The following is a 21,929-nucleotide window of genomic DNA, read 5'->3' as shown; positions in this document are numbered from 1 at the left end:
GATCCTGCCCCGGACGGGCACTGAAAGGAGGATCACCAGATGAAGAAGACCACATGCGCTGCCTGTGACTGCGAACTCGGACCGGACGCCATCAGCGTCAAGCTCGGCGGCAAGACCGTTGAGGTCTGCTGCGAGGAATGCGCGCAGGCACTCGGGGAAGCGAAGGCCGCCACGGCATCCACGCCCGCAGCCAGCAAGGATTGAAAACAGGGCCGCGCCCTGCAGGCGCGGCCTTATCTCTTTGTTTTACGGAATTTTGCTGAAGCGGCGGCACCCTCAGGCGGGCAATAGCCCATAACGCCAGCCGAGTCGCCTCGAGTTCCGGCTAAGGACAATAAAAGCCAGCAGGAACATGCAGGCTTCGGCAAAGACCGGAACCATCCAGATGCCCATCTCGCCGAAGCCATGCGGCAGCAGGAATGTCAGCGGCAGCGCGAAGAGATAAGCCCGCGACAGACCGAAGATCGCGGCTCGCTTAGCATCGCCAATCGCCTGGAAATAACCGGACAGCACGATCATCTGACCGAACAGGAAATAGGCGCCGACTGTCCAGGGCAAGATGCGGGAGACCTCGGCGATGACGACAAGATCGTCGACGAAGATATGACCGAAACGGGTTGCCAGCAGTTCGACCGTGATCTCCACGCCGGTGCAGTAGACGAGCGCGGCAATCAGGGCGATCTGCAGGCTGCGGCCGACGCGTACCGAAAGGCCGGCCCCGTAATTATTGCCGCAGATCGTCTGAAAGGCGATGTTGAGGCCGAGCAGCGGCAGATAGGCGACGGTCATGACACGGGTGATGATGCCGTAAGCGCCGACCGTCGCGACATAATCCCGCTCGCCCCAGACCGAAAGGTTAAAGATGACTGCCGCCGATGAGAGCGAGATGCCGATGAAGCCAAGGCTCATCGGCGCACCGAGCGCCAGGATCGGCCGCCAATCGGAAAACGAAAAGCGGGCAGCCGGACGCAGGGCGCTATCATTGCGCCAGCGATAGATCAGCACTGCAGCAAGGCAGATTGCCTGTGCGAGCACCGAGCCGAGCGCCGAGCCCGCCACACCCCATCCAAGGATCGCCATGAAAAACCAGTTGGCGGCAATGTTCAGCACTGTCGCGGCCAGCATCACCATGGTCATGAAGCCTATCCGGCCTTCGCTGCGCAAGGCATCGATATTGAGCGACAGGAAGAAAGCGACGGGTGCGGCACCGACCATGATGGCCATGAAGGTGCGGGCATTTTCGGCAACGGCGAGATCACCCGCCGCGGCATTGTTGACGATGTGCCGGCCGACGATCCAATAGATGACGTTGACGAGAAGCACGACGACGATCGCCAGCATATGGGCGGCTGCGAAGGTGCGCCGTGCCGCATCGCGATTGCCGCCGCCAAGCTCGCGGGCAAGGATGCTCGCCATGCCGTTCGAAACGAGCGACTGCAGGGCGAAGAGCATCATGAGGCCGGGGAAGATCAGGGTCACGGCTGAGAGTGCGCCTGCCCCGACATAGGCGCCGAGGAAATAGGCATCCACCACGGCAAAGAGGCCATTGATGGTGGTGATGAGGACGATTGGCAGCGCGGTGCGGGCAAAGACCGCGGGCAGCGGGCCAGTCAGAAAGGCATTGGCTTCTGAACGAGAGGTCATGGACGGATTCCGGGCGTTACGGGCGGCAACAAGGCGATCAGATATCGAGAACGAGGTGCGGCAGACCGTTCGAAGTCTTGCGCGGCGAAACACCGTTCTCGTCGATCTGGGCATGGATGCGTTGGCGGAAGGCCGAGAAGCTCTCGAAGGTCACGACATCGGCAGGCTCATCGAAATGAATGGTGATCCTGTAGAACTCGCTGCCGGGGATGGCGGAAAGCGCGAGAACCTTGCCGGTGAAGTGCTGGTTCAGGTAGCGGCCGCTGACATGGGCGCCGACGAAGATCGGTGACGACGGTTTGTCGTTCGGCTTGGCAGCAAGGGCAGAGAGCGTGTTCCAGTCGCGCGCGCCATATTGGCGGGCGATCAGTTCCAGAGCGGCGCCGTGGGTGATTTCACTGCCGCGCTCAGTCATGGCTTGGCGCAGGCGTTTTGCCTGGGCCTTCAGCTCGTCGACCGCAGGGTAAGTCATAGTCATAGGTTCAGCCTTTCAAAGGCATGCCATTCGACTGTCAGGGGGGCTCGCATTGCCGTCAGTCAGCATGCACAGGGGCTGTGACCATGATCGCGAGGCTTCACCATGGATCTTCATCCGCGAGCGGCCGGTGCCTCGAACCGGCTTCTCTATGCGCGACGACAGGCCGCAAGTCAATGGCGGCATAGCGATGGCGAAAAATTGGGCAGATTCTGAACAGTATTGCCCGCGATAAATGCGTTTTGCCAATAGATTTCGCACAAGCTCTCAATTTTTAAAGATGTTGTTCAGCAGATGTGAGCAATCCTGCGTTAAAATCCGATCGTACAACAAGCGGAGGCTGATATGGCCTTTCAGATGCACCTCGACACAGAACATCCCAAGCCCGAACAGGCTTATAAGGAATTCAACCTCGACCGGCCCGGCAACATCATCTTCGTCGGCCACCACTTGAGCACCGGCACACAGGTCCGTTGCCTGATCCGCACGATCACGCTTGCTGGCGCGCTGCTGGAAGTCAGCCCCAACCTGGACATGCCGCTGCATTTCTTCCTGGAAATCCTCGGCATCCGCGACGAGATCGGCTCGACCATGGTCAAGCGCGAAGGCGAATTCGTGACGATCAGCTTCAACATGCTGCTGAACCCCGAATTCCTGCATCACGTCCTGCGCTTGAGCTTCGAAGCCAGCCTCTGATATCGAGCCTTCTCGACGCATAAAACGCGAGCCTTGCGACCCGCGTTTTGATGCATGACGGCGATCAAGCGGCGAGATGCCGCTCGATCTCATCGACGGGAAGGTTGGTGTAATCCTTCGCCACTTCCGCCGAGATCGCCGCCTGCGCCTCCGCACTGAGATTAGGGCGCAACGCGCCGAGAGCCCGCGGCGGAGCGACGAGAACGATGCGGCTTGCTTCCTTCTCATGCACCAGTTCGTCGAGCTTTTCGGCAACCTCCTTCAGGAATTCTTCTTCCGCCTGGTCCTGCCAGTTGGTCTCCTCCATGGCGCTGCCGCTCGTGCCATCCGGCGCATAGGATCGGCCCGGCCTGTCGGTACCGATTTCGCGGGTCGGCTGATTGGGTTGCGTCAGGGTTTCACGAACCTGAAGGTTCATGAGTTCCGCGTCACCGGCATTCTGCAGGATCAAGGCTTTGGCACCATCGCAGACAACGACCCAGGATTCCCAGGGAACTTTGACGTCTGTCATTTGAGTTTCCTCGCTTTCATGATTGGCAGCAGCGCATCATCCAGAACGCCATACGTCCATCTGGACAGGCACAGGACGCTCTGAATCTGTGCATCGTGCTTTCTCGAAAAGGATTCCGATTTTCAGGCCGATGCTAGGGGGAAAAACGCCCGGCAATTGAAAGAGTTCGGGAAAACTCTGCTGAAAAAGAACTATTGGCGATCCGACGTCAGCCAGCTTGCATATGGTTTCATTTTGAGACCGGCGGCTTATGCAGCCTATGACACCGCTAATTTGTCGACATTGAAGAGCCGGCGCTTGCCATGAGCATGGCAGACATGGCCTAGCCTACCTTTCCGACGGCACTTGTGCTGCTGGAGGCTACTGCGCGGTAGGATTGCTCGCCTGAGCGACGACGGTTTATTCCCAAGAGGGCACAATAGATGTGCCGCTAACGTACAAAATTCAAACTCGTTAAAATTGTAGTTCTATATTTGACGAATGTGAAAAACATTCGTGTGAGCCTCTGTCGAGCAGCCTGAAATTTGAGCTGTCTGACGGAGAATGCGAAATGGAAATGCTCCGCGCAACACACCTCGCTACAGTGAAGTCGGCTGTCTATGACATTCGCTGGGAGGAATTCAACGTCAAGCGGCCGGCCCGCATCGTCGCCGTTCGCCCCTGTCTGACCGGGATTTCGATGCGGAGCGCCGAAATCCTCGAGATTTCTCAGGGCGGCGCAACCTTCGTCGTTTCGACCACTGCTGGCCTGCCCAAGCATTATTATCTGAACATTCTGGGCCTTGCCTACCGCATCGGCTGCGCCGAAGTTTATCGGCACAACGAGCGTATCGGCGTTCGCTTCATCAACCTGATCGAGCAGGACGTTCTACGCAAGGTAGTGCGCGCCGATTTCATGATCGGCAACGTGGAAGCGATCGACGCGCGCCGGAACGGCAGCCGCATCTGAGCTGTATCGAACGAAAAATAATCTTGCTTGCCTTGGCAGGACGAGAGCCTATTGTTGCGCCGCTTTTTCAATAATTCTGGGAAATTGCCGTCGCATGTCTGCCTTCTCGCGCTTCACGCCCCTTGTCAGCGCCCTGCCCTCCACCGTTCCTTTTGTCGGCCCCGAGGCCATCGAGCGCCAGCGCGGACTGAAGGTCGAAGCGCGCATCGGCGCCAATGAAAACGGCTTCGGCCCGGCCCCCTCGGTCCTTGCCGCCATGCGGGAACAGGCCGGCGATATCTGGAAATATAACGATCCGGAAAATTACGCGCTGCGCGAAGCGCTCGCCGCCCATCTCGGCGTGACACCGGCCAATATCGCCATCGGCGGCGGTATCGACGAATTGCTCGGCCAGATCGTGCGGCTGGTGATCGAGCCCGGCGGCACTGTCGTCACCTCCCTCGGCGCCTATCCGACCTTCAATTTCCATGTGAACGGTTTCGGCGGCCGGCTGGTCACCGTTCCCTATGCCGGCGACCGGGAGGATCTCGATGCGCTGCTCGATGCGGTCAAGCGCGAGAATGCGCCGCTCGTCTATTTCGCCAATCCCGACAATCCGATGGGAAGCTGGTGGGATGCCGAAGAGATCGTCGCCTTTGCGCGCGCCCTGCCGGAAACCTGCATGATGATCCTCGACGAAGCCTATAACGAGACCGGTCCGGCCTCCTCCCTGCCGTCGATCGCCTCACTCATCGATCTGCCGAACATCGTGCGCACCCGTACATTCTCCAAGGCCTACGGGCTTGCCGGCGCTCGCGTCGGCTATGTCATTTCCACACCGGGCACGGCGCAGGCCTTCGACAAGATCCGCAACCATTTCGGCATGAACCGGCTGGCAACGGTCGCAGCCCTCGCCGCGCTCAAGGATCAGGCCTATCTTTCCGAGGTGATCGATAAGATCCATGCCGCACGCGACAGGATCGCTGATATCGCCCGGGCGAACGGCCTGCAGCCGCTTCCATCAGCCACCAATTTCGTGGCCATCGATGCTGGACGCGATGGCGCTCACGCGCGGGCGATCGTCGACGGGCTGATGGAACACGGCGTCTTCATCCGCATGCCGGGGGTGGCGCCGCTGAACCGCTGCATCCGCGTCAGTGTCGGACCGGAAGCCGATATGGCCCTGCTCGAAGAGGCCCTGCCGCTGGTGCTGAAGAAGCTCGGCTGAAGCCGATTGCTTTGCGTAATTCCGGACGTAAAACCGCCACGCCGTTTTGCTGGAACGCTTCAAACGGGTAAACCGCGGCCGGCAGAGGACAAGCCGGTCGCGGTTTCCTTCTCCTGGCATCGGCCCCGTCCGAAGCGCCCCGCCAGCTCCCCTCTTTTGAGGTTGTTATTCTGTTATTGCCGTGTTCTCGGGAGACGGCCCGTAAAGCGCATGTCGTTATCGCAAAACCGCTGCGCACTTTTGCGCGACATGCTTTAGTGGATCGTCATCCATTCGCGGGCGGCACGGAGCGCAGATGCAAGCTGCATCTTGCTCATCGACGCGGCGACATCGGCGCGCAGCTCGGCAGCGCGGTCGTTGCCCTTGATTGCGGCGATGTTCAGCCACTTGTGAGCGGCGACGAGATCGATCTCGCAACCTCGGCCGGTCGCATACATCAGACCCATTTCGCAGAAGACATCGGCGCTGTTGTTATCGCCACCCATGGTGGCCATTTCAGCATTGTGCATTTCAAAGCGTGCCATCGGTTCTATCCCTGTTAGCCTGTTAAGACGTACCCTGTTTTACCTTCGAGCCTTGCCGTCTTCTGCGGCTTTCGGCCTCTCCGGTCCGGCGGGTTAACCCCGCTCGTTTGATGGGCTCACTATGTCAAACGGCTTTCAAAAAACGCCTAAAATGCATGATTAATTTGACGCAAACAAAGTGCAAATGCTTGGTAAAATTGGGTTTTTGTTAAACATCAGAATCCCTGCCAATTAAGGATTTTCGCACGTCTTTTACAGAATGTTAGGATTTGGAAATTGAGGATTTATTTACCATGAAATCAGCCCGGATCAGGCTGTCAGCAGAAAAACTGGAGGCGAAAGCCGGATTTCCGGTGCTTCTGCGGCGTGTTTACCTTTACGTTCGCGTTAGCTATTTTCGCGCCAATTCATATCTCATGGAGGAAGAGATGATCCGTACCCTCGTTCTCGCCAGCGCGCTGGCACTTGCGGCGGGCCTTGCCCAGGCCGAAGAACCTATTGTCGGCAAGTGGAAGACTGTCGCCGGCGATACGGCAGTGATTGCCCCTTGCGGCGGCGGATACTGCATTACGCTGAAGTCGGGCAAATATGCCGGCAAGAAGATCGGCACGCTGGCCGGAACCGGCGGTAGCTACAACGGGGAGATCACCGATCCCTCCGACGACAAGACCTACAGCGGTTTTGGCAACATTTCCGGCAGCTCTCTGAGGCTGAAGGGCTGCGTGATGAACGTCCTCTGCAAATCTCAGACATGGACACGTCTTTGAAGAACGGTCTTCGAGAACCTTAGCCGGCCTCGGAAACTGAACGCCAAATGAACCGCCATCTCAGCACCCGTTCAGCAGCGTCATGGCAAAACAGGACCATGAAGGGCGCATATCGGGGTAAGGACGTGGACGTGTTCATTCTAGCGAGACGGTTTACAATCATAACGCTCTTTGCGGCGATCTTCGCGATCTCGTTTTCGGCGGTGGTCGTACGCACCGGCGCCGGCGGCGCGCAGCAGTCGCATTTCGGCGCGAACTATACGTGCCTTGAAAGCACCGGCGGTTTCTGCACCGCTATCCGCTGAGATCTGGAAATATCGGGAAAAATATCTGGGTCTCAGCCCTTGCGCGTCGTTTGCTTGTTAAAAACAACCCTCTATAATACCTCATGAGCAAACGAATCTATCCACTATCCGCTTTCGATATTTCGTCCCCTCCCCCTTTCGAGCCGCAAACCTTCGACGATCCGGCAAAGGCTGTGGAAGCGCTGACGGCGCTTTACGAGCGCAATACCTCTTTCCTGATCGAGAGCTTCACGAAGCTCGCCCAGGGTGCGCCTATCACCTGCCACTATCGCGCCTTCTACCCGCAGGTCAGCATCGAGACGGCCAGCTTCGGCCATGTCGACTCCCGTCTGTCCTACGGCCATGTGACGGCGCCGGGCGTCTATACGACGACGATCACTCGGCCTAAGCTCTTCAAGCATTACCTGAAGGAGCAGCTGCTGCTTCTGATGAAGAGTCATAATGTGCCGGTCGTCGTTTCAGAATCGTCGACGCCGATCCCGCTGCACTTCGCTTTCGGCGAAGGTGCGCATGTGGAAGCATCGGCTTCGGCTTTCGTCGATGTCCCGCTCCGCGATCTTTTCGATACGCCCGACCTCAACATCACGGATGACCTGATCGCCAATGGCGAATACCTGCCGCCTCCGGGCGAACCGTCGCCGCTTGCGCCCTTCACCGCGCAGCGCATCGACTATTCGCTCGCCCGCCTGTCGCACTACACGGCGACAGGTGCCGAGCATTTCCAGAACTTCGTGCTGTTTACGAACTATCAGTTCTATATCGACGAGTTCTGCTCCTGGGCGCGCAAGCTGATGGCTGAGGGCGGCGATGGCTACACGGCCTTCGTGGAACCCGGCAATATCGTCACGCTGGCGGGATCGAGCGTCCCGGAAACGGATGCCACGCTTGCCCGCCTGCCGCAGATGCCGGCCTATCACCTGAAGAAGAAGGGGCATGCCGGGATCACCATGATCAATATCGGCGTCGGCCCGTCCAACGCCAAGACGATCACAGACCACGTGGCCGTGCTGCGCCCGCATGCCTGGCTGATGCTCGGCCATTGCGCCGGACTGCGCAACAGCCAGCGGCTCGGCGACTATGTTCTGGCGCATGCCTATATGCGCGAAGACCACGTGCTGGACGACGACCTTCCAGTCTGGGTGCCGATCCCCGCACTGGCCGAAGTGCAGGTGGCGCTGGAAGCCGCAGTTGCCGAGATCACCGGTTACGAAGGCTTCGAGCTGAAGCGCATAATGCGCACCGGCACGGTCGGCACGATCGACAACCGCAACTGGGAACTGCGCGATCAGGCAGGCCCGGTGAAGCGCCTGTCGCAGGCCCGCGCCATCGCGCTCGACATGGAATCGGCAACGATTGCCGCCAACGGCTTCCGCTTCCGCGTGCCCTATGGAACGCTGCTCTGCGTTTCCGATAAGCCGCTGCATGGCGAATTGAAGCTGCCGGGCATGGCGACCGCCTTCTACCGCACGCAGGTGAACCAGCATCTGCAGATTGGTATCCGCGCGATCCAGAAACTCGCTGCCATGCCGACGGAAGCCCTGCATTCCCGCAAGCTGCGCAGCTTCTTCGAGACGGCATTCCAGTAAGAAATCAAGGGCGGCCCGTCCTTATCAGACGGGCTTCCCGATCTCTGGTCTAGACACTCGCGGCGAGCTGCAGCGCCTCGACAAGGCCGGCAAACGCCGCCAGCGCAATCCCGGTCCTCAGAAGCACCCTTATCGCTTCGGCATTCTCAAGCGGCGGCATCTTGCGTGCACCGCGTGCGACGATCAGATGTGCTATTCCGATTTCAAGCATGCTCATTGCCCATCTCCTCAATGTCTCAGATGGAGCTTTGTCGAATGCCGCCTCGACCTTTCGACATTCATTCCCGCTAAAAGATTTTTTTCTTCCCTGTCGAAAAGCGCATAGGCTGCTCGTCCAAAGGCTGTGGACGCGCAGCGTGGAGGACAGAGGAATGAAATATCTATGCCAGGTCTGGTTCGACGGCTCGATGCTGTCGGCGATGTCCGATGAGGAGAAGAACAAGCTCGACGGGGATTCGCTTGGCTACGATCGTGACCTGGCCGGCAGCGGCCACCTGATCGTTGCCCAGGCGTTGCAGCCACCGCAATCGGCCGTTACCGTCCGCGTGCGCGGCGGCGAGATGTCGGTGACCGATGGTCCCTTCATCGAGACAAAGGAAGCGCTCGGCGGCTTCATCCTGATCGAAGCCAAGGATCTCAACGATGCGATCCGGGTTGCGGCCGGCATTCCGCTGGCAAAGCTTGGCGCGATCGAAGTTCGCCCCATTCATGAATTCGGCTGAGGAGGTCATGCCATGAAGTTTCTGGGTCAGATCTGGTTCGATACCGAAAAGAGCAGCAAAGTGACGCCGGAGGAATGGGCCGCAGTCACGCAGGAATGCATCGTCAGCGACGACCAATGGCGCGCCAGCGGCCATATGCTCAGCGCGCTGGCGCTTTACGAGCCGGAGCAGGCCGTGACGCTGCGCGTTCGCAACGGCACCGTCGCCGCGACAGATGGCCCCTTCGCCGAAATCAAGGAGCATCTAGGCGGCTTCGTGGTGATCGAAGCCAAGGATATGGCGGAAGCACAGTCGATTATCTCCACCTTCCCGATCCTCAAATATGCATCAATCGAAATCCGGCCGGCCTATTCGATCAAGGATGGGAGGTAGGCCATGCGCTTCGTCTGTCTCATCTATAATTCCGCCGATACGGACGGTACGCTCAGCCCGGCAGAAGGCGACGAACTCGTGAGGGCGCATTTCCGGTACGACGAAGAGCTTGAGCGCAACGGTATCATGATCCATTCCGATGCACTGGAAGGACCTGACAGCGCCTCGGTGCTGAGAGTGCGCCAAGGCGTTCTGTCCTCGACCGATGGCCCCTATGTCGAGACCAAGGAACATCTGGCCGGCATCTACATCATCGAGGCGGCCGATCTCGAAGAAGCGCGCAAGGTTGTTGCGGGCATCCCAAGCGTCCGTTTCGGGGCGATTGAATTACGGCCGGTGAGAATACTCACCCTGCCGCCGTGAGGATTCAATTTTGGAGCAGGTGATCGAGGATATTTACCGCCAGCATTCGCGCCGGGTTCTGGCAACGCTGATCCGCCTGCTCGGCGATTTTGACCGGGCGGAGGAGGCGCTGCATGACGCCTTTGCGGCGGCTGCGCGGACATGGCCGGTCGACGGCATGCCCAACAATCCCATCGCCTGGCTGGTTTCGACCGGCCGCTTCAAGGCGATCGATCATCTCAGGCGGCGGGCACGCTTCAATGCCTCGCTGCAGCATATCGAAGACGGGCTTTACCCTGGCGGCACAGAAACGGAAATCGGCGACATGGAACCGATCGAGGACGACATGCTGCGGCTGATCTTCATCTGCTGCCATCCGGCCCTTGCCGCCGATGCGCAGATGGCAATGGCTTTGCGTGAGGTCTGCGGACTGACGACGGAAGAGATCGCCCACGCCTTTCTGGTTCCGGCCCCGACTGTCGCCCAGCGCATCGTGCGCGCCAAAAACCGGATCAAGACGGAGAAGATTCCCTATGAAGTGCCTGCTGGTGCCGAGCTGCCCGAAAGGCTCGACCGGGTGCTGCATGTCATCTACCTCGTCTTCAACGAAGGCTATTCGGCATCCTCAGGCAATACGATCGTACGCGCCGACCTGACGGCAGAGGCGATCCGGCTAGCTCGGCTGCTCGCGGCCCTGCTGCCGCATCCGGATGTCGCGGGCCTTCTGTCGCTGCTTCTGCTGCAGGAATCGCGCCGTGCTGCCCGGCAGGATAGCGACGGGGCGCTGGTGCTGCTCGCCGATCAGGATCGCTCGTACTGGGACCGCGGCATGATTTCCGAAGGGCTTTCGCTGCTTGCGATCGCCATGCGCACACCAGAGATCGGCGTCTATACCGTCCAAGCGGCAATCGCCGCCGAACATGCGAAGACCGCCAGAACAGAGGAAACGGATTGGCGCCGGATCGCCTTCTATTACGATCTGCTGATTGCCGCCCATCCTTCCGATATCGCCGAGCTCAATCGCGCGGTCGCAATCGCCATGACGGAGGGGCCGGAAAAAGGGCTTGCGCTTGTCGATGCCATCATCGCCAAGGGGCAGCTTTCAGCCTATCACTTGGCCCACTCGGCACGGGCGGATTTCCTGCGCCGGCTCGGCCGCAAGGCCGAAGCGATTGGAGCTTACGAGACGGCACTGGCATTCTGCCGGCAGGAGCCGGAACGGGTCTTTCTGCGCAAGCGTATTGCGGAGCTTAGAGCCCTTCCTGGTTAGGAAAGGCTCTAGGACCTGATCTGGCGGCGGCGGCCGAGGGGCAACGAGATCGCCGTACCGGTCAGGGCGGAAACGATGATCAGGAGATGCGCGTTGACGCTTGCCTGTGCCAATAGATCCAGCGCCGAGCGTTCACTCGATGCGCCGAAGGCGACCGCGCCAGCGGTAATGCCCGCCGGATAGGTGCCGACGCCGCCGGGCGCATGCACCGGCAGCACCGAGGACAGCTCGCCGCCGAGCGCGCCGCCGAAGCTTGCAGCCATAGGCATGACGCCCATCAGACCGAGCGCCCAGGCGAGCACCAGAACCTTGACCAGCCAGTTCACGACCGTCATCGCCCAGGCACGGGCAAAGGCGACTGCATCGACGGGCAGTCCGTTCTCGATTTCATGAAGCAGTGCCTGTGCCTTGTGCGGCGCGAGCCTAGCGCCGAGGCGCAGCAATGGCTTGCGGGCAGCAAAGGCGAAGACCGGCAGAAGCAGGAAGAGCGCCCAGACCAGCCATGCAAGCGCCCGATTAGAGGCTTCGGCAGCAAAACCCATGCCGGCGGCGGCAAGCAGCGCATGCAGGTCGAGCAGCCGCATGACGAGCAGCGCCGAGGTGCCGCGCGTCAGCGGAATGCCGAATTCGGTGCGCATCAGCACTGGAAAGCTGGTCTCGCCGGCGCGGAAGGGCAGCATGATATTCAAGAGGTTATGGATCTGCGTGACGCGGAAGAGCGCTGCAAACCGGCCCACCGTCTCCCGGGGGAAATAGTCGTAGATACGCCATGTCCGGAGGAAATAGGTGCTGGTCAGCAGGATCAGCGCGCCGATGATCGGCCGTGGACCGACGGCGGCCCATTGCTGTAATATGACCGCCCAGCCCCAGAACCATTCGATGAAAAGCGCATAAGCTGCGACGATTGCGACGGTCAGCAGGCTCATGCGATTGCGTAGAAACCAGGATTGCCCGCTTTCAACACTCGGGGTCTTCATGTATCAGGCTTCCTAAGTTTGGCTGCGGCGGCTGGTGTTCCAGGGTCTTCCATTGCCGGGCCTTTTAGGAGAAATGAAACTTGCAGACAACGGTAGAGTCCATTCTCGATACGAATGATCCGGTACAACCGCTCGAACTGTCGCTGGTCGTTCCGGTCTTCAACGAGGAAGAAAGCATCGGCCCGCTCGTCGAGCGCATCGTCGCGGCCATGACCGACTATCCGCATCGCTGGGAACTGATCCTCGTTGACGACGGCAGCACGGACGCGACGCTCGTCAATGCCCGCAAATATATCAATCAGGAAAGGCTGACGCTGCGCATCGTCGAGCTGCAGCGCAATTTCGGCCAGACCGCCGCCATGCAGGCGGGCATCGACACGGCGCGGGGCCGGCTGATCGCCACCATGGACGGCGACCTGCAGAACGACCCGAAGGATATTCCATCGATGGTCGCGGAACTGGAGCGGCGCGAACTCGACCTTCTCGTCGGCTGGCGCAAGAACCGCCAGGACGGCCTGCTGTTGCGGAAGATTCCCTCCTGGTGCGCGAACTACCTGATCGGCCGCATCACCGGCGTAAAGCTGCACGACTACGGCTGCAGCCTGAAGATCTATCGCGCCTCGATCATCAAGCAGGTGAAGCTGATGGGCGAGATGCACCGTTTCATCCCCGCCTGGGTCGCCGGCGTCGTGCCAAGCTCGCGCATCGGCGAAATGGTCGTCACCCACCATGCGCGCCAGCACGGCACATCGAAATACGGCATTTCGCGCACTTTCCGCGTAATCCTCGACCTGCTGTCCGTCATGTTCTTCATGCGCTACAAGGCACGTCCGGGCCATTTCTTCGGCTCGCTCGGTCTCGGCCTCGGGGCTCTTGCAGTGCTGATCCTGCTCTATCTCGGCTTCGACAAGTTCATCATGGGCAATGATATCGGCACGCGACCGATGCTGATGGTCGGCGTCGTGCTGCTGCTCTCATCGGTGCAGATGATCACGACGGGCATCCTGGCGGAGATGATCGCACGCACCTACTATCGCGACGACGCGTCGCCGAACTATATCGTGCGCCAGATCTTCTCCAGAGAAAGCTGACGTGCAGAGCCTCATCAGCCGCCGGCCACATCTGATCCTGGCGGTGCTTGGAACCTATTTTCTGCTCCACCTGATCGTCCGGCTCAGCATTCCCAATGCGCTGGAACTGGACGAGGCGGAGCAGATACTGCTCTCGCAGTGGTTTGCGTTCGGCTACAATTCACAGCCGCCCTTTTACAACTGGGTGCAATACGGCGTGACATCGCTCTTCGGCGTGTCGCTGTTTTCGCTGTCGATCCTCAAATGCAGCATGCTGTTCCTCTCCTATGTCTTCTATTGGCTGGCGGCGCGGTCGACCTTAAAGAACGGCAGCCTGGTGGTGGTGGCGACGCTCGGCCTGCTAACCGTGCCGCAGGTCGTCTTCGAGGCGCAGCGGGACCTGACGCATTCGGTGGCGACGATCTTTGCCGGCTCGCTGTTCCTCTATGGGTTTTTCCGCACGCTGAAGACGCCTTCGGCGATCTCCTATGCCATTGTCGGCATCGCGACCGGCATTGGCGTGATCTCGAAGTATAATTTTGCACTTCTTCCCGCCGCAGCCTTCATCGCCGCCCTGATCGATACCGATTTCCGCAAACGGCTCTTCGACTGGCGGCTGATCCTGACCATCGTCCTGGCGATCGCGATCGTCCTGCCGCACGCGCTCTGGTTCCTGGATCACCTCGATCTTGCGATCGACCGCACGCTGCACAAGATGACGGGCGACGAAAGCAAAGGCCTCGCCTTACAAGTATCGACCGGTTTGCTTCGGTTTGTCGTCGCGATTATCGGCATTGCCGGTCTTTCGGTCGTCGTCCTTCTGTCGCTCTTTGCCAGATCACTGCCGGCGATGTGGCGCGCTTCCAGCCGCTGGTCGCGGATATCGGGTTGTATCCTGCTGATCGAGATCGGTGCCATTGCGCTGATGATCTTGTTTGCAGGCGTCGACAATATCGCCGACCGCTGGCTGACGCCGCTTTTCCTCATTCTGCCGCTCTATATCTGCATGAAGGCCGAAAGTGCCGAGGTCGATACCGGCGTGCCCTTGCGGGCATCGCTTGCGGTCAGCGGCGTCATCATGGCTGTGGTGCTCGTCGTGCTCGCCATGCGCGCCTATTGGGGGCCGCTCTTTGGCGACTATCAGCGGCTGAACATTCCCTATGACAGTTTTGCCGACACGATCCGCAAGGATATCGGCGGTGAGCCGGGACTGATCGTCGGTTACGACCCACATCTGGAAGGCAATATGCGGCTGCAGATGCCTGGCACTCCGGTGCAGTCCTATTTTTATCCGGACTTCAAGCCAACGTTCCATCTTGACGCGAAACATCCGGTCGTCTTCGTCTGGCGCGATGACAAGGGCAAGACGCCACCCGCCTGGCCGAACGAATATTTCGGGGATGTGCTGACGGAGAACGGCTTGAAGCAGCCGGAAACGCATGTCGTCACCCTGCCCTATATTTACGGCCGGCCGGGTGACACCTATCAGTTCGCCTACGCTGTCGCCTATCCCTAAGCGGCGTCTCTCTAAGAGCGCAGTTCCTTCCAGGCCGCGTCCAGCGCAATCTTTGCGATGCGCGCCATCTCATCCACCTCCTCATGGCTGATGATGAGCGGTGGCGAGGCGAGCATACGGTCGCCGGTGGCGCGCAGCACGAGACCGTTTGCGAGTGCGTGATTGCGCACTAGGGAGCCGATCGGATCAGGCTTCTCGAAACGAGTACGAGTTTTCTTATCGGCGGCCAGCTGCAGGCCGCCCATCAGGCCGATACTTTGCGCCTCGCCGACGAAATCATGCTCGGCAAGTTCACCCCATTTCTTTGCGAAATAGGGGCCGATATCGTCGCGCACGCGCTCGACGAGTTTCTCTTCGTCGATAATGCGGAGGTTTTCGAGTGCGGCGGCAGCGCAGACCGGGTGGCCGGAATAGGTGAAACCGTGGTTGAAATCGCCGACCTCATTGATCAGCACATTGGCGATGCGATCGCTGACAAGCACGCCGCCGATCGGCAGGTAGCCTGACGACAGGCCTTTGGCGATCGGCGCGAAATCGGGCTCGACGCCGAAATATTGATGGCCGAACCATTCGCCGAGGCGACCAAAGCCGCATATGACCTCATCGCTCACGAGCAGGATGTTCCGCGACTTGCAGATTCGGTCGATCTCCGGCCAGTAGGTCTCCGGCGGAATGATGACGCCGGCCGCTCCCTGGATCGGCTCGGCAACAAAGGCGGCGACATTGTCTTCGCCGAGTTCATCGATCTTTTCTTCAAGTTCCCGGGCCACCTTCAGGCCGAATTCGGCAGGCGTGAGATCACCGCCCTCCCCATACCAATAGGGCTGACCGATATGGACGATGCCAGGAATCGGCAGATCACCCTGCTCATGCATGTATTTCATGCCGCCGAGACTGGCGCCTGCAACCGTCGAACCGTGATAGCCGTTGCGACGGGCAATGACGGTCTTCTTGGAAGGCTTGCCGACCGCCGCCCAATAGACGCGGGCCATGCGAAACCACGTGTCGTTCGCCTCGGAGCCGGAGCCGGTGAAGAAGATATGGTTGAAGCGCGGGCCCGCCTTGGACGTCACTTTCTCCGCCAGCAGGGTCGTCGGCGGCGAAGTCGTACCGAAGAAAGTATTGTAATAGGGCAGCTCGTTCATCTGCTTTGCTACGGCATCGGCGATTTCCTTGCGGCCATAGCCGATATTGACGCACCAGAGGCCGGCGAAACCATCGAGATACTTCTTGCCCTTGTTATCGAAGATGTGCACGCCCTCGCCGCGCTCGATGATGCGCGTGCCGTCGGCATTCACCTTCTTCATGTCGGAGAAGGGATGCAGGTGATGGGCGGCATCGATCGCAGCAAGATTGGACATCGGGTAAGTATCGGACATGATTGGACCTTCGGATTGAAAGGCTTTGACTGATCGTTTACGAGCTTGGCCTTCTGCGAGAGGATTTTCAAGGTCATGGCGAGCAACGGCAAAGAGGCTGAAGCGGGCGATCCGCGTTTCGAGATCCTAATCGTCGGCATGAATGGCGACCTGCGCGGCAAGCAGCTTCCGCTTTCCGCCGAAAAGAAGGTCTGGGCCGGCGATATCCGCCTGCCGACCTCGACGCAGTCGCTCGATATCTGGGGCGACGACAATGACGACACTACCGGCCTGTCACTGACGATCGGCGACCCCGACGGCAATGTCATTCCTGACCGCCGCAGCCTGGCCCCTATGCCCTGGGCGCCGAAGGGTTCCATGCAGGTGCTTGCCACCATGCATGAGTTCGACGGCAGCCGCAGCTTTATGGATCCGCGTGGCATCCTCGCCTCCGTTCTCGAGCGCTATGCCGAGCGCGGGCTGACGCCTGTCGTGGCAACGGAGCTGGAATTCTATGTCGTCGAGGAGAATTGGCGCGAGACAGGCACGCCCTGCCCGCCGGCAAGCCTTACCTATCGCGGCGATCCGAACGGTTTTCAGCTCTATGACATGAGCGCCGTCGATGCACTCGACAGCTATCTGCTGACGCTGCGCAACTATGCCAATGCGATGAACCTGCCGGCAGAGGCGACGACGGCGGAGTTCGGTCCCGGCCAGTTCGAGGTGAACCTGCTGCATCGGCCCGATGCGCTGGCCGCAGCCGACGACTGCCTGTACCTGAAGCGCATCGCCGAGCAGGCAGCGCGCAAGCACGGGCTAAAATCGACTTGCATGGCCAAGCCCTATTCCGACCATGCAGGTTCCGGACTGCATGTGCATGCGAGCATCATCGACAGCCAGGGCAACAATATCCTCGATGCCAGGGGCGGCGAACCGACGCTGCTGAAATCGGTGACGGCAGGCATGCTGCAGACCATGCACGAGGCCCAGCTCGTTTTCGCGCCCTTTGCCAATTCCTACCGCCGTTTCCAGCCGGGATCCTTCGCGCCGACCGATCTGACCTGGGGCAACGGGCATCGCGGCACGGCGATCCGCATTCCTGACAGCAACGGGCCGGCCGCGCGCATCGAGCATCGCGTGGCCGGTGCCGATGCCAATCCCTACCTGCTGCTGGCGGCCATCCTCGGCGGCATGCTGCTCGGCCTCGACGGCGATCTAAATCCCGGCGAGGAAACGACGCCCGCCTATACGCCACCAGGCGCAAAACGGCTGACCCATGATTTCCTGACGGCGGTGGAGACATTCCGGCAATCGGCCTTCATCGCCGATATCTTTGGAGAGCGGTATCGCAAGCTTTATGGCGACACGAAGTACAAGGAAGCGATCGCACATCTGCGCACTGTATCCGATTTCGATTACCGCACGTATCTTCCACGCCTCTAACCTGCGCAGGACCTGATCAACGGTCATGTCGGTTTTTCTTCTGGCAAATGAGGCACTGCGGCGATGTCAGGCCGCAGGCTCGCGCCGTTCACGTTCGCCTTCCTGCGCCGCCAATCCCTGCTTGACCAGCACCTTCAATTCGCCGGGATGAAGCTTGATGGCGACATCGCGCTCCAGCGGCAGCAGTTCGCCATCCATGACGCAGTTCGCCTTGGCGCGCAGCTTCGGAAAATGCAGATGCACCTCGGCCGGATGCATGACCATGACCGCATCGTTCTCACGGAACTTGCCGCGCAGCATGTCGATCGCCAACCGTGCGACGCCGAGCGGCTTCAGCGGTCTTGCGGTATAGAAACCAAGCTCGCCGCTGCGCAGGTTGTCGGCATAGAGCAATGTGTTTTCGCCGAAAGGGTTGTTGGAGACCGAGATGGCGGAAACGCGACGGGTCTCCCTCATACCTGCCGCCTCGAAGACCACGTCGAATTCCGGCGGATTGAAGACGACGCCGAAAGCGGCACGGGCGCTCGCCCGCATCTTTCCGAAGCGGGAACGATAGCTGTAGGAATTGCGGTATCGCACCATGCGTGCGTGCAGGCCCGCGGAGAACTGGTGAATGAAGGGCCTCCCGTTGGCGCTGGCGATATCAACATTGTCGAGTTCGCCAAAAGCCAGGACCTCAAGCGCCTGCCAGATATCGAGCGGCACTTTCAGCGAGCGGGCAAAGAGGTTCATGGTACCTGCCGGCACGACGCCGAGCGCCACGCCGTTTCTCCAGGCGATCGAAGCAGCGGCAGAAATCGTGCCGTCGCCCCCGCCGGCAACGATGCCGTCGATGTCGTCGCGCCGCCCGGCGCGTTCCATGGCGGGAACGATCTCATTGCCGGAGAAGACGATGGCATCGAAATCATGCCCGGCCTGGCGGAAGACCTCTTCAGCCCGCCTCTCGTACGCCTGCATGTCCGTCGTTCTGAAGGTACCGCCGTCGCGATTGAAAAAGCCGACGAGCTTCATGAGGTCCCGGTTTCCTATCCTCGCTGTCCCTGCCCTCAAGAAATGGTTGAAGCGGTTGCGATTTCAAGCCGGAAGGTTTGACCAGTCACATCGCCGAAACGCAAATATTGCAATACACGTATGCAGATAACACGACGCTGCACTGCAAAAAAAGCACTCGACGCTCCCGACCTCCTGTTCGATAGATGGCATAATGGAGAGCGTATCTCCACCTCCCGCCATTTCTGCCCATCATTTCTGACTGCCGACCCTGCCCCATGCCAGAGGTCGCCGACAAGCACAGATTCGCCGAGGACCGCCCGTGAGCCAGGTTGCCGTAAACGATTCCATCGATGATGATTCCACCGATTCGAGGCCGGAGGCGGAGCTTCCCTCTTGCATGACCGTGGCCCTGGTGCAGCTGGCCCTTGCCGCCGGCGGTTTTGGTATCGGCACCGGTGAATTCGCCATCATGGGTCTGCTACCAAATGTGGCGGACACCTTTTCGGTCACCACCCCGCAGGCAGGTTATGTCATCAGCGCCTATGCGCTCGGCGTGGTGATCGGCGCGCCTGTGATCGCTGTCCTTGCCGCCAAGATGGCGCGGCGTACGCTGCTCCTCTGCCTCATGCTGCTCTTTGCGGTCGGCAATATCCTGAGCGCCGTCGCGCCGACCTTCGAGAGCTTCACGGTGCTGCGCTTCATCACCGGTCTGCCACATGGCGCCTATTTCGGCGTGGCCGCCCTCGTCGCTGCCTCCATGGTGCCGGTGCATCGCCGTGCCCGCGCCGTCGGCCGCGTCATGCTCGGCCTCACGGTTGCTACCCTGCTCGGCACGCCGTTGACCACCTTCTTCGGTCAGGCGCTGGACTGGCAGGTCGCCTTCCTGACCGTCGGCATCATCGGCCTGGTGACGGTCGCCCTCATCTGGTTCTACGTGCCGCGTGACAAGGTCGCCGAAGGGGCAAGCGCACTGCGCGAACTCGGCGCCTTCCGCCGTCCGCAGATATTGCTGACGCTTGCTATCGCGGCGGTCGGCTATGGCGGCATGTTCGCGATGTTCAGCTATATCGCTTCGACAACGACACAGGTCGCAATGCTGCCGGAAACGGCCGTTGCGCTTATGCTCGTGCTTTTTGGCGTCGGCATGAATGCCGGCAATGTCATCGGCTCATGGCTTGCCGACAAGTCGCTGCTCGGCACGATCGGCGGCTCGCTGGTCTATAATATCGTCGTGCTGACGATGTTCTCGCTAACCGCCTCGAACCCCTACATGCTCGGGCTCTCAGTCTTCCTCGTCGGCTGCGGCTTTGCGGCGGGCCCGGCGCTGCAGACGCGCCTGATGGATGTCGCGGCCGATGCGCAGACGCTGGCTGCCGCCTCCAACCATTCGGCCTTCAATATCGCCAACGCGGTCGGCGCCTGGCTCGGCGGTCTCGTTATCGCCTGGGGTTATGGCTTTGCAGCGACCGGCTATGTCGGCGCCTTCCTGTCTTTCCTCGGCCTTTTCGTCTTTGCGGCCTCGCTACGCCTGGAGCTCCGCAGCCGGCGCGCTTAGAGCCTTCGCAATATGCAGTTCCCGGCCTTCGGGGCTACAGAAGACGAATTCGTCACCCCAGGCGGCAAGTGCCCGGATGACCGGCTTCAGCGTGGAACCGAGCGGGGTCAGCGCATATTCGACGCGCGGCGGCACGACCGGGTAAACTGTTCGTGAGATGAGGCCGGATTCTTCCAGCTCACGCAGCTGCTTCGTCAGCATGCGCTGGGTGATCGCAGGCAGGTGGCGTCTGAGTTCATTGAAGCGCAAAGTCTTGTCCATCAGGTGGAAAAGGATCACGCCCTTCCATTTTCCATCGAGATAACTGAGCGTCGCCTCCACCGGGCAGCCGGGAAAATTCGTGAGTAATTTGGCGCGCGGCAGCGACATCGACAGTATCCTTTTTGGTACTACGTACAGAATTTGTGCATTCTTGCGTTGCCGGAACATAGGTCGCATCTAGCTCTCGTGCAATGAACACAGGAGTTTCAAAAGATGCGCGCCGTCGCCTATAAGACCCCACAGCCGATCACTGCCGAAACCTCGCTGATCGACGTCGAATTGCCGACGCCTGAGGCCAAGGGTCACGACCTGCTGGTCGAGATCAGGGCCGTCTCCGTCAACCCCGTCGATGTGAAGGTCCGCGCCGGCATGGCGCCACCAGCCGACGAGCTGAAGGTGCTGGGCTTCGATGCCGCCGGCATTGTCAAGGCTGTCGGTTCCGACGTCACGCTGTTCAAGCCGGGTGATGAGGTCTTCTATTCCGGCGTCATCAATCGCCCCGGCTCGAACGCCGAATTCCAGCTCGTGGACGAGCGCATTGTCGGCCGCAAACCCAACAGCCTCGACTTTGCAGCGGCGGCTGCCCTGCCGCTAACCTCGATCACCGCCTATGAAGCACTGTTCGACCGGCTGCGCGTCACCGATCCCGTGCCGGGTGCTGCCGCTGCCGTGCTCGTCATCGGTGGAGCAGGTGGCGTCGGCTCGATCGCCATCCAGATCGCCCGGGCACTGACGGATCTTACCATCATCGCCACAGCCTCGCGTCCGGAGACCCAGAGCTGGGTGAAGGAACTCGGCGCGCATCACGTCATCGACCATTCACAGCCGCTTGCCCCGCAAGTCGCAGCTCTCGGCCTCGGAGCACCGGGCTTCATCTTCTCGACGACGAATACTGACAAGCACGTCGGCGATATCGTCGAGGCACTGGCGCCGCAGGGCCGTTTCGGATTGATCGACGACCCCAAGACGTTTGATATCGTGCCCTTCAAGCGCAAGGCTGCTTCCGTTCACTGGGAGCTGATGTTTACACGGCCGCTCTTCGCTACACCCGACATGATCGAGCAGCACAAGATCCTGAACAAGATTTCCGAACTCGTCGACGCCGGCAAAATCCGCTCGACGCTGTCGGAAAGCGTCGGCACGATCAATGCCGCGAATCTCAAGAAGGCCCACGCCATGGTCGAGAGCGGCAAGATGAAAGGCAAGGTCGTTCTCGCCGGATTCTGAGGTTTTCGGAAGCGAAAATCCGCCTTTTCAGGCCTTTGGAATAATGCGTAAATGATGCTGACTTATAATGCCGCGCCAAGGGTGCGGCATTCTGGCGTTAAGCATTTAAGCAGCTTGACTTTTTTCGCATTCGAGACCACCTAGTGTGACACGTGCATG

Annotated in this window: 25 protein-coding genes; 16 read left to right on the top strand and 9 right to left on the bottom strand. The window is 60.1% G+C overall.

All coding sequences use genetic code 11. The features are described 5' to 3' along the window. Positions 1-39 precede the first annotated feature (39 nt). A complete protein-coding gene (locus EV281_RS30975; RefSeq protein WP_165911816.1) occupies positions 40-204 on the top strand; it encodes a hypothetical protein in 165 nt (54 codons plus the stop codon). A gap of 72 nt (positions 205-276) precedes the next feature. Here the strand turns inward: EV281_RS30975 and EV281_RS00265 are convergent, their stop codons facing one another. Both EV281_RS00265 and EV281_RS00260 read right to left on the bottom strand, forming a co-directional pair. Then, complete coding sequence (locus tag EV281_RS00265) at positions 277-1,644, bottom strand: MATE family efflux transporter (protein ID WP_132650984.1); 1,368 nt, start codon at positions 1,642-1,644, stop codon at positions 277-279. A gap of 37 nt (positions 1,645-1,681) precedes the next feature. After that, positions 1,682-2,122: a glyoxalase superfamily protein gene (locus EV281_RS00260; protein WP_132650983.1), complete on the bottom strand. Its 441-nt coding sequence runs from the start codon at positions 2,120-2,122 to the stop codon at positions 1,682-1,684. A 354-nt stretch (positions 2,123-2,476) separates the two neighbouring features. Here EV281_RS00260 and EV281_RS00255 point away from each other — a divergent pair, with 354 nt between their 5' ends. After that, a complete protein-coding gene (locus EV281_RS00255; RefSeq protein ID WP_132651964.1) occupies positions 2,477-2,815 on the top strand; it encodes a hypothetical protein in 339 nt (112 codons plus the stop codon). A 64-nt stretch (positions 2,816-2,879) separates the two neighbouring features. On the opposite strand, the gene EV281_RS00250 is transcribed toward EV281_RS00255, so the two are convergent. Continuing rightward, on the bottom strand, positions 2,880-3,326 hold the full coding sequence (locus EV281_RS00250) for a host attachment family protein (protein ID WP_132650982.1): 447 nt from the start codon (positions 3,324-3,326) through the stop codon (positions 2,880-2,882). A gap of 550 nt (positions 3,327-3,876) precedes the next feature. Between EV281_RS00250 and EV281_RS00245 the strand changes: the two genes are divergently transcribed. Then, positions 3,877-4,275 carry a PilZ domain-containing protein gene (locus EV281_RS00245; protein ID WP_132650981.1) on the top strand — a complete coding sequence of 133 codons (399 nt, stop codon included), beginning with the start codon at positions 3,877-3,879 and terminating at the stop codon, positions 4,273-4,275. Positions 4,276-4,369: 94 nt separating this feature from the next. After that, the gene (locus EV281_RS00240) at positions 4,370-5,482 is read left to right on the top strand and encodes a pyridoxal phosphate-dependent aminotransferase (protein ID WP_132650980.1); all 1,113 of its coding nucleotides are present in this window, start codon (positions 4,370-4,372) and stop codon (positions 5,480-5,482) included. A gap of 254 nt (positions 5,483-5,736) precedes the next feature. On the opposite strand, the gene EV281_RS00235 is transcribed toward EV281_RS00240, so the two are convergent. Next, positions 5,737-6,006: a sel1 repeat family protein gene (locus tag EV281_RS00235; RefSeq protein ID WP_132650979.1), complete on the bottom strand. Its 270-nt coding sequence runs from the start codon at positions 6,004-6,006 to the stop codon at positions 5,737-5,739. Between the two features lie 428 nt (positions 6,007-6,434). Here EV281_RS00235 and EV281_RS00230 point away from each other — a divergent pair, with 428 nt between their 5' ends. The 3 genes from EV281_RS00230 to amn all read left to right on the top strand — a co-directional run bounded on the left by EV281_RS00230 (position 6,435) and on the right by amn (position 8,664). Further along, complete coding sequence (locus tag EV281_RS00230) at positions 6,435-6,773, top strand: DUF2147 domain-containing protein (protein ID WP_132650978.1); 339 nt, start codon at positions 6,435-6,437, stop codon at positions 6,771-6,773. Between the two features lie 125 nt (positions 6,774-6,898). Further along, on the top strand, positions 6,899-7,078 hold the full coding sequence (locus EV281_RS00225; protein ID WP_165911815.1) for a hypothetical protein: 180 nt from the start codon (positions 6,899-6,901) through the stop codon (positions 7,076-7,078). Positions 7,079-7,161: 83 nt separating this feature from the next. Then, a complete protein-coding gene (gene amn, locus EV281_RS00220; protein WP_132650976.1) occupies positions 7,162-8,664 on the top strand; it encodes an AMP nucleosidase in 1,503 nt (500 codons plus the stop codon). Positions 8,665-8,713: 49 nt separating this feature from the next. On the opposite strand, the gene EV281_RS30970 is transcribed toward amn, so the two are convergent. Further along, complete coding sequence (locus tag EV281_RS30970) at positions 8,714-8,881, bottom strand: hypothetical protein (RefSeq protein WP_165911814.1); 168 nt, start codon at positions 8,879-8,881, stop codon at positions 8,714-8,716. Positions 8,882-9,035: 154 nt separating this feature from the next. On the opposite strand from EV281_RS30970, the gene EV281_RS00215 reads away from it, so the two are divergent. The 4 genes from EV281_RS00215 to EV281_RS00200 are packed head-to-tail and all read left to right on the top strand — an operon-like array spanning position 9,036 to position 11,370. Continuing rightward, positions 9,036-9,386, top strand: coding sequence for a YciI family protein (locus tag EV281_RS00215; protein ID WP_132650975.1), 351 nt, complete (start codon positions 9,036-9,038; stop codon positions 9,384-9,386). 12 nt (positions 9,387-9,398) lie between these two features. After that, entirely contained in the window at positions 9,399-9,758 is a 360-nt protein-coding gene (locus EV281_RS00210; protein ID WP_132650974.1) for a YciI family protein, read from the top strand. 3 nt (positions 9,759-9,761) lie between these two features. Continuing rightward, positions 9,762-10,121, top strand: coding sequence for a YciI family protein (locus EV281_RS00205; RefSeq protein WP_132650973.1), 360 nt, complete (start codon positions 9,762-9,764; stop codon positions 10,119-10,121). A 10-nt stretch (positions 10,122-10,131) separates the two neighbouring features. Then, entirely contained in the window at positions 10,132-11,370 is a 1,239-nt protein-coding gene (locus EV281_RS00200) for an RNA polymerase sigma factor (protein ID WP_132650972.1), read from the top strand. An 8-nt stretch (positions 11,371-11,378) separates the two neighbouring features. Here the strand turns inward: EV281_RS00200 and EV281_RS00195 are convergent, their stop codons facing one another. Next, on the bottom strand, positions 11,379-12,347 hold the full coding sequence (locus EV281_RS00195) for a lysylphosphatidylglycerol synthase domain-containing protein (RefSeq protein ID WP_132650971.1): 969 nt from the start codon (positions 12,345-12,347) through the stop codon (positions 11,379-11,381). An 80-nt stretch (positions 12,348-12,427) separates the two neighbouring features. Between EV281_RS00195 and EV281_RS00190 the strand changes: the two genes are divergently transcribed. Both EV281_RS00190 and EV281_RS00185 read left to right on the top strand, forming a co-directional pair. Continuing rightward, positions 12,428-13,438 carry a glycosyltransferase family 2 protein gene (locus EV281_RS00190; protein ID WP_132650970.1) on the top strand — a complete coding sequence of 337 codons (1,011 nt, stop codon included), beginning with the start codon at positions 12,428-12,430 and terminating at the stop codon, positions 13,436-13,438. 1 nt (position 13,439) lies between these two features. Continuing rightward, positions 13,440-14,933 carry a glycosyltransferase family 39 protein gene (locus EV281_RS00185; protein ID WP_165911813.1) on the top strand — a complete coding sequence of 498 codons (1,494 nt, stop codon included), beginning with the start codon at positions 13,440-13,442 and terminating at the stop codon, positions 14,931-14,933. Between the two features lie 11 nt (positions 14,934-14,944). On the opposite strand, the gene EV281_RS00180 is transcribed toward EV281_RS00185, so the two are convergent. Then, positions 14,945-16,312, bottom strand: a complete 1,368-nt coding sequence (locus EV281_RS00180) for an aspartate aminotransferase family protein (RefSeq protein ID WP_132650968.1) — start codon at positions 16,310-16,312, stop codon at positions 14,945-14,947. A gap of 75 nt (positions 16,313-16,387) precedes the next feature. Between EV281_RS00180 and EV281_RS00175 the strand changes: the two genes are divergently transcribed. Next, positions 16,388-17,734, top strand: a complete 1,347-nt coding sequence (locus tag EV281_RS00175; protein ID WP_132650967.1) for a glutamine synthetase family protein — start codon at positions 16,388-16,390, stop codon at positions 17,732-17,734. Positions 17,735-17,800: 66 nt separating this feature from the next. Here the strand turns inward: EV281_RS00175 and EV281_RS00170 are convergent, their stop codons facing one another. After that, complete coding sequence (locus EV281_RS00170; RefSeq protein ID WP_132650966.1) at positions 17,801-18,745, bottom strand: diacylglycerol kinase family protein; 945 nt, start codon at positions 18,743-18,745, stop codon at positions 17,801-17,803. A 301-nt stretch (positions 18,746-19,046) separates the two neighbouring features. Here EV281_RS00170 and EV281_RS00165 point away from each other — a divergent pair, with 301 nt between their 5' ends. Continuing rightward, on the top strand, positions 19,047-20,282 hold the full coding sequence (locus EV281_RS00165) for an MFS transporter (protein ID WP_132650965.1): 1,236 nt from the start codon (positions 19,047-19,049) through the stop codon (positions 20,280-20,282). Here EV281_RS00165 and EV281_RS00160 read toward each other — a convergent pair. Beyond that, complete coding sequence (locus EV281_RS00160) at positions 20,250-20,651, bottom strand: helix-turn-helix domain-containing protein (RefSeq protein ID WP_132650964.1); 402 nt, start codon at positions 20,649-20,651, stop codon at positions 20,250-20,252. The two genes, EV281_RS00165 and EV281_RS00160, sit on opposite strands and share 33 nt — an antisense overlap. Before the next feature lie 105 nt (positions 20,652-20,756). Between EV281_RS00160 and EV281_RS00155 the strand changes: the two genes are divergently transcribed. Then, positions 20,757-21,770, top strand: a complete 1,014-nt coding sequence (locus EV281_RS00155) for a zinc-binding alcohol dehydrogenase family protein (RefSeq protein ID WP_132650963.1) — start codon at positions 20,757-20,759, stop codon at positions 21,768-21,770. Positions 21,771-21,929 lie beyond the last annotated feature (159 nt).

The organism is Rhizobium sp. BK418 (assembly GCF_004341105.1).
GTDB lineage: Bacteria > Pseudomonadota > Alphaproteobacteria > Rhizobiales > Rhizobiaceae > Rhizobium.
Note: the sequence above shows the minus strand (reverse complement) of the source record. Positions and strands in the feature narration are given on the sequence as shown.

Bases quoted from the DNA above. Each gene is read 5' to 3' on its own strand.
- EV281_RS00265 (WP_132650984.1), bottom strand. From the start codon at position 1,644: ATGACCTCTCGTTCAGAAGCCAATGCCTTTCTGACTGGCCCGCTGCCC.
- EV281_RS00175 (WP_132650967.1), top strand. From the start codon at position 16,388: ATGGCGAGCAACGGCAAAGAGGCTGAAGCGGGCGATCCGCGTTTCGAG.
- EV281_RS00205 (WP_132650973.1), top strand. From the start codon at position 9,762: ATGCGCTTCGTCTGTCTCATCTATAATTCCGCCGATACGGACGGTACG.
- EV281_RS00255 (WP_132651964.1), top strand. From the start codon at position 2,477: ATGCACCTCGACACAGAACATCCCAAGCCCGAACAGGCTTATAAGGAA.
- EV281_RS00155 (WP_132650963.1), top strand. From the start codon at position 20,757: ATGCGCGCCGTCGCCTATAAGACCCCACAGCCGATCACTGCCGAAACC.
- EV281_RS30975 (WP_165911816.1), top strand. From the start codon at position 40: ATGAAGAAGACCACATGCGCTGCCTGTGACTGCGAACTCGGACCGGAC.
- EV281_RS00215 (WP_132650975.1), top strand. From the start codon at position 9,036: ATGAAATATCTATGCCAGGTCTGGTTCGACGGCTCGATGCTGTCGGCG.
- EV281_RS00210 (WP_132650974.1), top strand. From the start codon at position 9,399: ATGAAGTTTCTGGGTCAGATCTGGTTCGATACCGAAAAGAGCAGCAAA.
- EV281_RS00180 (WP_132650968.1), bottom strand. From the start codon at position 16,312: ATGTCCGATACTTACCCGATGTCCAATCTTGCTGCGATCGATGCCGCC.
- EV281_RS00235 (WP_132650979.1), bottom strand. From the start codon at position 6,006: ATGGCACGCTTTGAAATGCACAATGCTGAAATGGCCACCATGGGTGGC.
- EV281_RS00245 (WP_132650981.1), top strand. From the start codon at position 3,877: ATGGAAATGCTCCGCGCAACACACCTCGCTACAGTGAAGTCGGCTGTC.
- EV281_RS30970 (WP_165911814.1), bottom strand. From the start codon at position 8,881: ATGAGCATGCTTGAAATCGGAATAGCACATCTGATCGTCGCACGCGGT.
- amn (WP_132650976.1), top strand. From the start codon at position 7,162: ATGAGCAAACGAATCTATCCACTATCCGCTTTCGATATTTCGTCCCCT.
- EV281_RS00230 (WP_132650978.1), top strand. From the start codon at position 6,435: ATGATCCGTACCCTCGTTCTCGCCAGCGCGCTGGCACTTGCGGCGGGC.
- EV281_RS00260 (WP_132650983.1), bottom strand. From the start codon at position 2,122: ATGACTATGACTTACCCTGCGGTCGACGAGCTGAAGGCCCAGGCAAAA.
- EV281_RS00250 (WP_132650982.1), bottom strand. From the start codon at position 3,326: ATGACAGACGTCAAAGTTCCCTGGGAATCCTGGGTCGTTGTCTGCGAT.
- EV281_RS00195 (WP_132650971.1), bottom strand. From the start codon at position 12,347: ATGAAGACCCCGAGTGTTGAAAGCGGGCAATCCTGGTTTCTACGCAAT.
- EV281_RS00240 (WP_132650980.1), top strand. From the start codon at position 4,370: ATGTCTGCCTTCTCGCGCTTCACGCCCCTTGTCAGCGCCCTGCCCTCC.
- EV281_RS00170 (WP_132650966.1), bottom strand. From the start codon at position 18,745: ATGAAGCTCGTCGGCTTTTTCAATCGCGACGGCGGTACCTTCAGAACG.
- EV281_RS00160 (WP_132650964.1), bottom strand. From the start codon at position 20,651: ATGTCGCTGCCGCGCGCCAAATTACTCACGAATTTTCCCGGCTGCCCG.